The sequence below is a fragment of the Synechococcus sp. MIT S9503 genome, from assembly GCF_047304175.1.
Taxonomy (GTDB): domain Bacteria; phylum Cyanobacteriota; class Cyanobacteriia; order PCC-6307; family Cyanobiaceae; genus Synechococcus_C.
In genome coordinates this window covers 1,635,874-1,647,360 of record NZ_CP138955.1, presented here as the reverse complement: position 1 = coordinate 1,647,360, position 11,487 = coordinate 1,635,874, and the positions used below count along the sequence as shown (strand labels likewise).

Genomic DNA, 11,487 nt, shown 5'->3' with positions numbered 1-11,487 from the left:
TCAGCCCGACCTGATTGATGTGTACCAACAGGGGCCACGGCTGTCAGCCGTCTGAAATTAGCGGAGCCTTGAAAAAGCTCAAGTGCCTTGTGCAGCGTGGCAATCATCCGGACTGCGCATGCTGCATCGCTCTGCCGCGATTTCCAGAATGACTGGATCGGTCAGGCCGATCACAGCCATGCCCTCCAGTTCCACCCGCACCGGCTGATCGGCATCACCAGGCAGACGACCGCGCATGGTGCCCGCCACGACACGGCGCGCCCACCCCCTGTTGCCGGAGACAACAGCTGCTTCCCGCTCCAGCCAGACCAGCCGATGGGGAGCTATCGGTGTGGCCCTCACTGCAGAGCCGTTCAAGCGTGGGATCGCCTCCAGCCGCCAGCTTCGACAGCTGTCACCGTCTTCCAGTAAGAGGTCGAGGTGGCGGCCTTCCGGGTCGTCCGGTGCGCCGAAATGCTCCAGCAGGGCGTAGCGCAACTGATTACCCACCAATTCCAATGGGTTTCATCTCAGAGTTACCACCCTTACCCTGCGATTGGCCGTCAGGAACGCCATGGATTCAGCTCCCTCCCCAGCCGATGCGCCTGAGGATTCCCAGGATCTGTCGTACCGCTTTCGTGATCGCTTCGACACGCTTCTTCCTGAAATTCAGAAGCGCTGGCCGGAGGTCACCCACCAAGCTCTGGAAGCCACCCGTGGCAGCTTCGATGAGGTGGTTCATCTGATTTCGACCCACAGCGACCGAGCTGCCGGCATTGTTTCGGTTCAGCTTGAGGAGTTGCTGCATCAGGCAGGTGATCGCACTCGAAATCTGGCCGACAATCTCGATCCCCTCGAGGAGCAGCTGGAGCATCTGCTCGATGAGCTCAACCGAACACTGAGGCCGAAGCTTGAAAAGCCAGTGCGAGACAGACCTCTGATTTCACTCGCTGTGGCCGCTGGTGTGGGGGTTCTTGTGGGTGCACTACTGACCGGCGGAAGGAGATCCTCATGAGTGAACTGCCACGTTCCGAGCAACCGCGCTCCAGAGGCCTTGGTGCCGCTGCCCGGGTCACGGCACTCGCGGGTTCGGTGATGGATCTCCACGTCCGCATCGCACTGCAGGAGGTGGATCGCGAGAAACGCCGCCTGATCAGCGGCGGTGTGTTTCTGGCCATGGGCGGCACGTTGATGCTGATGGCGCTTGTTGCTGGAGAAGCCGCCCTGCTGGTGTGGATGCTGGAGTCGTGGGGCTGGTCGTTGATCCAATCGCTGCTGGCGATGGCGATTCTCAATCTGGTGGTGGCCGGTTTCAGCCTGCGAATTGGTGGTCAGCTTGCTAAAGGACCGTATCTGCCTCAAACGCTTGAAGGTCTGCTGCGCACCACGCGGGCTGTTCTCGGTAAGTGAGCTGCCTGGGTTCAGACCCTCTGGACGATTGAATCCGGCGAGCGCCTGTTCAGCTCGTAATGCAGCCAGCGGCAATCCAGGCCACCGTTACTGACAGGGATCCTGCGTTTCGCTCTCAGACGTAAAGCTCCGGTCAGTGCCCGGTTGCCGCTGAGAAGCCATAGATCCCAGCCTCCATAGTTGTTTTTCAGCACCGCTCCCAGCTCTCTGTAGAGCTCCTCAAGCTCGGCACTGTTGCCCAGCCGCACTCCATAGGGGGGGTTGCAGACCACCACGCCTCGGTGTTGCTCCGGAGGCGGTGCATCCCTGAAATCGCCTTCAAACACTGTGATCACGTCCTCGAGCCCTGCCGCGCTCACGTTGTCGCGGGCCTGTTGGGCGATGTCGTGGTCCTGCTCGTAACCAATGATTGGGGGGGCTGCCTGAGCGGGTTGCTGTCTTGTTCGTGCTCTGTGCTGTTCCGAATCCCAGAGCTCCCCTTCGAAGTCCGCCCATGATTCGAGCAGGAAATTGCGATGCAGCCCTGGGAATCGCTGCAACGCCATGGCTGCAGCTTCAATCAGCAGCGTTCCGGAGCCACAGCAGGGATCCGTCAGAGGGCTGGTTCCATCCCAGCCAGTGAGTCTGATCAGACCGGCTGCCAGGTTTTCCTTCAGCGGAGCAGCGCCAACAGCGGCCCGGTATCCCCGGCGGTGCAGGCTGCCACCGCTGCCATCCAGGCTGAGCACTGCTTCACCACGATGCAGATGAACATGCAGACAGAGATCGGGTTCATCCAGATCGATGGATGATCGCCGCCCCCAGACATCACGCTGAAGATCAATCAAGGCGTTTTTCACCTGCAGAGCGGTGAAGTGGCTGTGATTCAGCCCTGGAGCAGTACCGGTCACATCCACCCGGAAGCTCATCGATGGGTGAAGCCAGCGTTCCCAGTCGAGAGCCTGCTGCACACCCGTGTGAAGCGAATCGCGGCTGTCGCAGCGGAAGCGTGCTACTTCGCGCAGAAGCCTGAAGGGCAGACGACATTGCAGGTGAAGTCTGTAAAGACAGGCCATGTCTGATTCGAACGATGCCGCACGTCGCAGGGGATTGACCTGTTTGGCTCCAAGTGCCTGCAACTCCTGGCAGCCGATCTCTTCGAAACCCTGGGGCAATACTGCAACGCCACGAATGCCCTGTGGTGAGGGTCGCTGCTTTTTCCCCAAATCCGATGCTCCGCTTCACCACTGCTGTCAGAATGACAATGTCCGGTCTTGACCGGACTAGGTGATCCACACCAGTGTTTCGGACAGCGGTTCGATTCCGCTCAGCTCCATTCCCCCTTTCAGGGGCTGCAATGGTTTCGACGGGGCATGAGGAGGGTGACTGAAGCCTGCTCGGTAAGAGCAAACCCGTAACTGCGAACAACATCGTTCGTTTCTCCCGTCAAGCAGCCCCTGTTGCTGCCTGACCCTTTAAGGGAGATGGGGTGAAGTCAGCCTTATCACCCAATTGACTCGCGGGGGCTGGAAGGCCCCTCTCACTACCTCTCCCCCCCCCCAACAAACGTTTGCGGTTGGGCTCAGTTCATTGATCCACCTTATGCGCATCGGTTCGTAGATGTGACTTGAATCGATCCGGTTGTTAAAGCCGCTGTTGTGTAAGTGGAATCCTTGCTAAGCAGAATCTCCAATGAATTTTTCCATTGATTTTTTGTCAATGTGACATAGATGGTTCTTGCGGCAATCATCTGCTCGCAAAAAATCAGAAATGGTGATTACTGTTGAGAAAGTTACTGTTAACTGATGTCGCTGGAGCAGCTGAAAGCATTCTTGACGGCTATTCGCTCAGACAGAGTTTTGTATGACAAGGTTTCACTCGCTGCAACGGCAGGCGACATAGCAGAGATCGCCGGTGAACTGGGGTTTCAGTTCACCGGCGAAGAATTGAAAGCAATCTCCAATCAGGAGATTTCAGGAGTTAAAATTAAAAGCCAGGATACAACTCCCTCATACAATTTTGGTGAAGCGGGTAATTGAAGAGTGACAGATTTCAGTCGGGGATCAGGTACTCCAGTAGCAGTGAGAAACTCCAGAGTCCTGCTACTGCGATGAGCCCCAGGATGATCAGTGTTGCTGGGCTGATGACACTGATGGATTCATCATTCAGTTCCTGAATCGCTTTGCTGTCAATTTGATTGTCCATGATCAATTGATCGATTGACATCACGTTATGACGTGCAATCGGAATCAAGTGCTGTAAACAGACTGTTGCCTCTTAAGGCACTGCTATTCGTTGCCATTGAAAGTCGATCTGGAAGCTTTTACTGTCGGTTGATGTCGCCTCGTGTCAGTTGCTTTACAAAGCAACAACAAGAATTTTTTTCCCTACCAGCTATTAATTGCCTTCTTTGATCGACCAATTCGGTCTCCTTGGATTTGTTGGTGCGCAGGAATTCTCCTGCGTTAGTCAATGATCGCCACTGGCCGTTTGGCAACTCGGCTTAAGCCCGGATAAAGCTTGTTCCAATCGAGATACTCCCGAATTTACAGATCCGGCATTGCCATGATTTTCATTACCAGATCCTGCTTGCTTGTAGCGATCAAGACTATGACGTTCTTGAAGAGGTTCGAGCAAACGTTCGAGTCAAAGTTCTTTGGCATTGCTCTTTGACAGGGATTTGTCCATGTGAGCTTGTTTCGCTTGGTGGTTCCACATTCGAGATTTTGAAAATGAACAGATCATTCCTGCTTGGCGTATGACGTTTGCAGGCAGCGGTTCAGCCAGTGCACGTCAAGGATCAGTTTTCGTCTTCTCCGAGCCGTCATCATGCAGAGATCTCTGCGTCGATAAAATTCAAAACCGCCAAACTGTTCTCTTAGAATGCGCTCTTCTTTCTCTAAGAAGCGCAGGGCCTCAACAGCAGAAAGATGGTCAATAAAATCTGAGAAATTTGTCATTTTTTTGTTATGTGAGAAGATTGTTTTCTTCGGTATATAAAGAATCTCGCAATTGACATTGATTGGCATCACCCATTCAGGGGATATTCCTGCCACTTCAAACGAAGTGGCAGATAACTGAACAGATCAGTTCGATGTTCTGCTTTTCAACCAGCATTCGGAAGACATGAACGAAGTCACCCATCCCTGTAATATCCATTGCACCTGGCGATAGCCGGGGATGTGGCTGGCACCGCTGAACTATTTCGGAAAGAACCGGTTCAGCTTGTCATTCGCCTTCAGAATTTCCTCGGGTATGGGGCATTTCCAGCCAGCTCGACGTTGATCTCTCTGCAGATGTTCATCCATGCGCCAAGACCAAAGTTCACACCGTTCGGTCCGTCGATGAATTCCTGAAACTGTTCAGCGGTGATGCCTTCACGCACCTCCCAGATGCAGAATGCAGGACCTTCAGGGCCTGCTGGGCAGAAGCAGTGGTTATAGAAACCTGCTTCCAAATTTCTGGCAACTGCTTCATCCCAGCCACCTCCAGGTGCCATGGCGGCCTGGGCTGTTTCCCACCACTGCTGAGCTTTCCCAGCCCGAAACTCGTGGTGAACGTGGAAGAACTTGGAAGCCATCAACCGATGCACTGTGCCGGAGGATCATCGCCTACATCAGACGCTTTTCCCGTATCGGAACCATCGTTTGCAACCCGTTGAAGGATCAGCCTGCGATAATTTCGATCCTATCCAGTGACTCGTATCCCAAAGGCACTGGCAGCGAAGGTGAGAATTGAAAATTCCAAGGTCAATGACAGCTTGTTTTGCAGATGAGCGTTCCATGCGCAAATGCTGTGGCTGCTCAAGCGCGTTGTGGGCTCATCCTCAAAGCTGAGCGCTTCAACCGCCGCTCGGCTTCGTTGCTTTGATCGTTGGCGATGCTTGTGTTCATCCAGCTCTGATGACAGTGATCAGCGTTTCAACGGCTGTCCAGCGGCGGAGTTCACATGCCTCATTTGCAAAGTGAAAATGCATTCCGCCGGCTTGGAATTTTCGTCTTTTAGTCGCACAAATTCCTCATCGTCATTGTTGCAATAACCCGAATGCATCTCAGTGTTGCAAAACTCTCAACAGTCAACTTTTAAAAAGAGTCATTTGAACTGAGGAACCCTGCAATGCGATCTGGCTCAGATGAAGCTGTGTCTTTATCAAGTCAGACTTGATCAGTCTTTTCCTCACTGGACCAGTTTCTGTGTAACCCCGTTACTGTTATTCAAAAACAGAAATTGTTAACGTGACTTCACTGTTATACGGTCTATTGAACATATGAATCAATGTTATCTGGGTCTGATATTTTTCCGTCGATTCATTTCGTGTTTTGAGCTTTCGCTGAAGGCAGTGAACAAAACAATCACGACAGAGGCAAGGCCGAGTGCCAGAAAAATCAAATAATAAGACGGAAGAATGCTGAGCATTATTTCTGTAAAGAACACAATTGTACACGGGTGATTTGATCAGTTAAGCCAATTGATACGCGCAGGAATTAAAAATATCTCAATCAAGATGTTTTCTTTTGGAGTTGGTTGGTGTCAACGCCCTTCCGGGGTTCAGGGGCATCGAGATCGGTCTTGCCGCGTCCGGATCTAGTGTCTTCCTGCAAGCTTCAGTGCCGTCCTGACCATTTCTTGCAGTGGTTTTCAGCGATTTTTGCTTTGATTGTTCTGCTTTGGATAGGCGCCGCTTTCCGGCAATATTGATCAACTCAGGAAAGTTTCAGAATCCTTTGGATTGATTCGAGAATCACAAGGAGATGCCCCTTCTTTGTTTTCACTAGCCAGCGCCAGCTGGCCCGATCCGGAGGAGTGCACGACGCCGCACTCAGGAGATAGACAGCAGCTACTTTTGCCAAAATTTAAGGATCCTGGTATTGCTTGACTCATCATTTCCAATCCAATCTTTTTATCTTGATAAGACTTTCACTTGGCGAATAAAAATGAATGCAATGAGACGTATCAAAAGAAAAGTCAAGATGGAGATTCTTTCCGCATTTGTGATTTGTCTTGAAATTTGTTACCAGGCTTATGCAAATATCTGATTTGCATCAGTCACTTTTACGTCAAACGCCAATTGACTGGTGTTCAATCGATTCGACAGTGCAACATCAATGCTTTGCCACTTAGCATTTGGGGAAGTCTGTAGCAGATGACATCTGCAGGACTTCCTTACCGCCACGAATCAGCTGTCTTTGGTTTGAGTTTTTGAGAAGGACAGTCTGTGGCTCTGATCTATCGGGCAGGCCAAAGCCCGAAATGGTTTGTGTTGGCCGTCATGAATGAATTCGCCAATGGGTTCAGCGTGGGCAGTGTGGATTTCCATCGGGAAATATGCCTCTGGTTGAGTTCTAGAAAATTATCGTTAGTAGTCAAGGGGAGATAACAATTTCCTCATGCCAACCTCAATGGCCGTTTCCGCCATGGACAGCCGGTCTTCAGTTTTTGCCATCCTCCGTTCGACAGCGATAAGCATGTTGTGATTGGTGCCAAAGCTGCTTCCATCGAGCTGAGTTGGCTGTGGGAAGCAGTTTGTTTTCCTGAGCTGTGAACGCCACGGAGGGCTTGTAAGGGAAGTGATTTCGGTCTGTTTGGACGTTTCCTGTCATCGCCGATCTAGTGTCACTCGTACTTTCAACTGCTAGCGCTGGTTTGGAAGACGAGATGAGTTTGTGGCTCTATCCACACGTTGAATAGTGCACCGCTGCGTGATGAGCACAATTGTGGTCAGATCATTCTTTGTAAAATCAGTGCTTGTAGGTATTTTGCTCTAGATCTTGCAGTTTTTACTGAGATCAGAAGCTGGCCTGTACCAGTCTGAATTGCCAGTTGGTGTAAGGAGCGCGAAGTTTGATTAATTTCTGGTATTCGGGGCTGTTGTAAAAAGCCACACCTTCTTTTTCCGTGGCACCTTTGCAGCTAACGATGACTGTCATCGGACCACCCCTGCCTTCCACGAAAAGAGTGTCATAGTCACGTGTGATCCGCTTGCAGCCTGCCTTTTCAAGAAGTGGTTGTAATTTAGAAGTGTATTCTTTCATCACGGGAGTATTTTCGGTGCTGCCTGTTACAACGGCGAGACCATACTTTTCGACTGGTTTTGGCAGAATTGCACCAATAATCATTCCCGCAGAACCTGCAGCAATGCCAACAATCACCGTGACGTTTACTTTCATGCTCAGTGAAGCGCTTTATGGTCTTTTAGACGATTCAGTCTGAAGATGCCATACAACGGTCAGATATGGCCGAATGTTCAGCAGCGGTGCGAGGATCTGAAGGCCTCAGCAAGTCATGCCCCCTTTGACTGAGATCAATGTCTGGATGATCATCGGCTTCCTTTTGGCAGCCTTCTCAGTTGTGTCTAACGACTCTCTGCAAACGTTGGGCACTTATATCTCTTCCAATCGAAAACGCACTCCCAAGACCCTGCAGATGACCTTTGTCTGCGCTGTCACGATTTTCGTACTTTTCCTGGGTTGGTTGCTCCACAGTGGTGAGCCTGCATGGGGACGACTTGAGTCGTTTCCAGTGCCAGAACCTTTCACCTGGGCCTATCTCATTCCGCCGATTGCAGTGCTTGCTCTGACAGCCTGGGGTGCCCCTGTCAGCACGTCTTTTCTCGTTCTCTCATCATTCGTGCCTGAGAACATCGGCAGACTTTTAGGGAGCTCCATATCCGGTTATATGTTGGCATTCATCATTGGACTTGCCTTTTGGGGGCTGGGTGTATGGCTTTTGGAGCGATGGGTGTTTCGCCGGAATCAGGAGTCAAAAGAGATCAGCAAAATCTGGTCAGTTCTGCAATGGTTTTCAACCGGTTTTTTGTGGAGTATGTGGTTGGTCCAGGATATGGCAAATATTTTTGTTTACTTACCTCGAAACTTGAATTTCATTGCAATGAGCGTATGCACGCTCATTCTTTGTAGCGGGCTCTGCGTTTTGATCAGCATTGGGGGAGGACCGATTCAAGGCGTCTTGCGTTCGAAGACCAATACCTCCGATCTGCGATCTGCAACCGTGATTGATTTCATGTTCGGGGTTTGTCTGCTTTACAGGGCTTTTCTGAGCAGCTTTCCCTTGAGTACAACCTGGGTTTTTCTAGGATTGCTTGCTGGTCGAGAGCTAGCCCTGCGAATCAAGGAACTCGAGTTTGAGATCGCTTTTACAGCTCACAGCCAGGGAGGACTGATCAGAGTTCTTGGCAGTGATTTGGGGAAAGCCTCTGTAGGACTAGCGATCAGTCTGATAATCGCTCTGGGGATACAACCGCTGATTAGCTGGAGTACAGCGTGGAGTTGAATTCAGTGCGTAGTCCAGTAATGCCGAGATTGTCAGTTTGAACCTACTGAGCTGTCTGATTGATCTTGTAGATGCTCAGCACCAGGCAGGCGGTTGAAAAGCTGACGAACAGTACCAGCAGATTTGAACTGGTCATGGCTGATGAATTAGGTACAAATACTCTAGAGGTTTCATGCCGCTGTCGTGAAGCTGGCGCCTGACCCGCTCAAAGGTTCGAACCCTGAACACTGAGATCACTCACTTAGTCAGCCAGTGCCTTTCGGTTTGTGTTCTGCTGCTGGGTCAACGTAAGGCGAGCCAGAAAGACTTTCAGGGCAAGTTAATGTTGATGCGCTTGAGTGAGCTCAATGCAATTTTTTGCCATGATTCATACAGAATTGTTAGAGTCGAATCAATCAATCTTTAAATGTTTGCATCAACCAGACCATGAGTGAGCGCATAGACAGCTGCTTGCGTTCGATCTCTAACCCCAAGTTTCTGGATAGTTGTACTGACGTGACTCTTGATCGTTTCAGCTGATAAGAATAATGCTTCTGCAATCTCAGAATTTTTCATTCCTTGGATGATGCAGCGAAGAACTTCATGCTCGCGCTCGGAAAGTGGATCAACGAGGTCAGGAATTTGTCTGACTTTAGCCGTAGCTGCTTCACGAACGGATTTGGGGTAGTAGACACCACCATGATTTGTGGTTGTCAGGGCGTTGATGAAGTCGCCATGACCTGTTCCTATTGATGAGATGAACATCACACCATTCGCACCGGCATCCATGGCTTCATGAACAACTTCAGTTGTTTCTCGTTCTAAGAAAATCAGCGCTGTGATGTTCGGTGAATAGATTTTTGCTTTTTCTACCAGACGTATCCCATACCCTCTTTCAAGATCTTCGCTTGTGATTAATATATCAGGTTTGAATTTAGTTTGTAATTCCAGTCCTTCTTCTTCTGTTGTTGCACCGCCGACGAGTGAATGTAGAATCGGAGTACAAAGACACAGTGTGGTAAGTGTCAGTCTGTTTTTGCTGCAAATCAGTACTTTTCGATTTTTGAGGAGTTCCTGGCATTGGTCAGCAGCTTTCTTCAGCGGAATCTCGTTTGGATTGATGAGCACGCTTCTAATATTAATTTCAACACTTTACTCATTGCGCTGCTCCGGTGCAATTGGATCTATTGCTAAGAGTCGCTGCCGAAATCTTTTCGCTAATAACGATTCTTCCGAATGAATCTTTCAAGTCAGACTCTTTCGTTGATTTTTCGCCTATCTGTTGAGCAAAGTGGTTTTGATGTCGTCTCTTGTCAACTTTTCTAAGAGATCAGAGTATAGACAGGAAGCAGTTAAAAGCTGCTTTGTTTTGCCTTGCATGATCAAAGAGGAGTTTGACATGACATTTGTGTGCAAGAATTCAATCTTCCTCTCGATAAAGAACTGAATCGCATATTCATCTCGATATTTTATTCCTAATGAACGACTTCCTCTAGATCTTAAGCAATCATCTCATTGGTTTGAAGTCAGTATTTCCTTTTGTAGATGCATTGGCCACTCTTCTTGAAGTCCCTGGGCCTCTCTTTATAGTAGATGTTGATATTGATCAATTGGTGCATCTTTTTAATGATTTCATTGCATTCGTCTGCCTACTCAGATCTGATTCCTTATGTGTGGTCGCTCGTTCTTTCAGCGGCGACAGTCATTCTTACCATCCCTCCGCTTTATGTTGCTCGATTTAAAGCAAAGTTTGAATTATCCGATCTTTCATCTTTGCGTGCGATGTTTGATCGTTATCCAGATTGGGGCAAGCGGGCAAGTTGGGCTCACCAAAATTGTTTTGAATCATTCACTTTGCATGCCCCAGCAGTTTTGTTGGCAGCATTAGCGTTACTCTGCGGTCACGATATACCGAATCTTGCAGTTTTTGCTGCCGTTGCTCACCCCATCCTCAGGATGATTTACATTGTCGCTTATCTCGCTAATATCTCTTTTCTCAGATCAGTCTGCTGGGCTATTGGTTTAATTAGCACGGGAATCATCTATGGTCTGGCTCTGTCTGCAATGGTTTAAACACATAATTCGACTGAATTTTGCTATAAACATTGCTATTGTCTGGCATTCTTTCAAATAGCCTTGCACTAGGTGGTCAAAATTGTTAGATTAGTTATGCCATAAATTGGCATTATTTTACGATATCACTTTCCACGTGATTCGCGAACTTTTTTATTAATTCAATGCAGAATCTGTCGTCCACTCCGTGAACGGATTTCCAGCTTTCGCGTATTACCATTAGATCTTCCCAGGCATTTTCATAAACAGTATCCGGATAGTCACGTTTAAGTGCTTTATGCATGAGCCAATTATAATCATCATGCCAAGTAGTTTTCGTTACTTCTGCACCACTGTCGAGATTTTATTCGATATTAAGGATTTAAGGCTCTATTTAATTTTGCTTAAATGATATAACGTCGCATGGGATTGTTCTGACTGCGCTTTGGATGGTAGTGATGAAGTCAGTATTGATTAGCTCTTATTTTTTACTCAAAAGCCCTCATAAGCCAGCCCTGTTGAGACAAACAGAAAACCTGCAATGAAGATTCCTGCATATACCAGCACGATTCGTCTGCTCACTGATGTAGTCGTTGGTTCGAGCCAGTCTTAGCAATGGTCAATTAGCTCTTCGTGTGTTGCAGAGCACGAATGCTCTGGAGCTACGGGAAGTAAGATCAGATGTTATTTTCAATAGATGCAAAACGTACTTGATTTCTTCCGAAGTTTTTTTCAGCAAATTACGAGGTTGCTGAAGGGCGGTGATAACTGGTTTCTTGTGATTGACGAGGCGTTCGT

At 49.1% G+C, this 11,487-nt stretch carries 12 protein-coding genes; 5 read left to right on the top strand and 7 right to left on the bottom strand.

Going from position 1 to position 11,487, the window contains the following annotated elements:
• Positions 1-78: 78 nt before the first annotated feature.
• The gene (locus SIB56_RS09390; protein ID WP_413323691.1) at positions 79-489 is read right to left on the bottom strand and encodes a hypothetical protein; all 411 of its coding nucleotides are present in this window, start codon (positions 487-489) and stop codon (positions 79-81) included.
• 64 nt (positions 490-553) lie between these two features.
• On the opposite strand from SIB56_RS09390, the gene SIB56_RS09385 reads away from it, so the two are divergent.
• Positions 554-994 carry a hypothetical protein gene (locus SIB56_RS09385; protein ID WP_413323690.1) on the top strand — a complete coding sequence of 147 codons (441 nt, stop codon included), beginning with the start codon at positions 554-556 and terminating at the stop codon, positions 992-994.
• Positions 991-1,389, top strand: a complete 399-nt coding sequence (locus SIB56_RS09380) for a phage holin family protein (RefSeq protein ID WP_413323689.1) — start codon at positions 991-993, stop codon at positions 1,387-1,389. The genes SIB56_RS09385 and SIB56_RS09380 overlap by 4 nt, the downstream gene beginning before the upstream one ends.
• Positions 1,390-1,400: 11 nt before the next feature.
• Here the strand turns inward: SIB56_RS09380 and SIB56_RS09375 are convergent, their stop codons facing one another.
• The gene (locus SIB56_RS09375) at positions 1,401-2,594 is read right to left on the bottom strand and encodes a THUMP domain-containing class I SAM-dependent RNA methyltransferase (protein ID WP_413323688.1); all 1,194 of its coding nucleotides are present in this window, start codon (positions 2,592-2,594) and stop codon (positions 1,401-1,403) included.
• A 579-nt stretch (positions 2,595-3,173) separates the two neighbouring features.
• Here SIB56_RS09375 and SIB56_RS09370 point away from each other — a divergent pair.
• On the top strand, positions 3,174-3,407 hold the full coding sequence (locus tag SIB56_RS09370; RefSeq protein WP_413323687.1) for a Nif11-like leader peptide family natural product precursor: 234 nt from the start codon (positions 3,174-3,176) through the stop codon (positions 3,405-3,407).
• Positions 3,408-3,420: 13 nt separating this feature from the next.
• Here SIB56_RS09370 and SIB56_RS09365 read toward each other — a convergent pair whose 3' ends face one another.
• From SIB56_RS09365 to SIB56_RS09350, 4 genes are all read right to left on the bottom strand, one after another.
• On the bottom strand, positions 3,421-3,573 hold the full coding sequence (locus SIB56_RS09365; protein WP_413323686.1) for a hypothetical protein: 153 nt from the start codon (positions 3,571-3,573) through the stop codon (positions 3,421-3,423).
• A 536-nt stretch (positions 3,574-4,109) separates the two neighbouring features.
• Positions 4,110-4,424: a hypothetical protein gene (locus SIB56_RS09360; RefSeq protein WP_413323685.1), complete on the bottom strand. Its 315-nt coding sequence runs from the start codon at positions 4,422-4,424 to the stop codon at positions 4,110-4,112.
• A gap of 182 nt (positions 4,425-4,606) precedes the next feature.
• Positions 4,607-4,948, bottom strand: coding sequence for a hypothetical protein (locus SIB56_RS09355; RefSeq protein WP_413323684.1), 342 nt, complete (start codon positions 4,946-4,948; stop codon positions 4,607-4,609).
• 2,206 nt (positions 4,949-7,154) lie between these two features.
• Positions 7,155-7,535 (bottom strand): DUF1330 domain-containing protein, encoded by a 381-nt coding sequence (locus SIB56_RS09350; protein WP_413323683.1) that lies wholly within the window; start codon positions 7,533-7,535, stop codon positions 7,155-7,157.
• Between the two features lie 115 nt (positions 7,536-7,650).
• Here SIB56_RS09350 and SIB56_RS09345 point away from each other — a divergent pair, with 115 nt between their 5' ends.
• Complete coding sequence (locus SIB56_RS09345; RefSeq protein ID WP_413323682.1) at positions 7,651-8,658, top strand: hypothetical protein; 1,008 nt, start codon at positions 7,651-7,653, stop codon at positions 8,656-8,658.
• Positions 8,659-9,060: 402 nt separating this feature from the next.
• On the opposite strand, the gene SIB56_RS09340 is transcribed toward SIB56_RS09345, so the two are convergent.
• Positions 9,061-9,765 carry a DNA-binding response regulator gene (locus SIB56_RS09340; RefSeq protein WP_413323681.1) on the bottom strand — a complete coding sequence of 235 codons (705 nt, stop codon included), beginning with the start codon at positions 9,763-9,765 and terminating at the stop codon, positions 9,061-9,063.
• 543 nt (positions 9,766-10,308) lie between these two features.
• On the opposite strand from SIB56_RS09340, the gene SIB56_RS09335 reads away from it, so the two are divergent.
• Complete coding sequence (locus tag SIB56_RS09335; protein ID WP_413323680.1) at positions 10,309-10,710, top strand: MAPEG family protein; 402 nt, start codon at positions 10,309-10,311, stop codon at positions 10,708-10,710.
• The last annotated feature ends 777 nt before the right edge of the window (positions 10,711-11,487 follow it).

Bases quoted from the DNA above. Each gene is read 5' to 3' on its own strand.
- SIB56_RS09385 (WP_413323690.1), top strand. From the start codon at position 554: ATGGATTCAGCTCCCTCCCCAGCCGATGCGCCTGAGGATTCCCAGGAT.
- SIB56_RS09380 (WP_413323689.1), top strand. From the start codon at position 991: ATGAGTGAACTGCCACGTTCCGAGCAACCGCGCTCCAGAGGCCTTGGT.
- SIB56_RS09370 (WP_413323687.1), top strand. From the start codon at position 3,174: ATGTCGCTGGAGCAGCTGAAAGCATTCTTGACGGCTATTCGCTCAGAC.
- SIB56_RS09365 (WP_413323686.1), bottom strand. From the start codon at position 3,573: ATGGACAATCAAATTGACAGCAAAGCGATTCAGGAACTGAATGATGAA.
- SIB56_RS09355 (WP_413323684.1), bottom strand. From the start codon at position 4,948: ATGGCTTCCAAGTTCTTCCACGTTCACCACGAGTTTCGGGCTGGGAAA.
- SIB56_RS09350 (WP_413323683.1), bottom strand. From the start codon at position 7,535: ATGAAAGTAAACGTCACGGTGATTGTTGGCATTGCTGCAGGTTCTGCG.
- SIB56_RS09345 (WP_413323682.1), top strand. From the start codon at position 7,651: ATGCCCCCTTTGACTGAGATCAATGTCTGGATGATCATCGGCTTCCTT.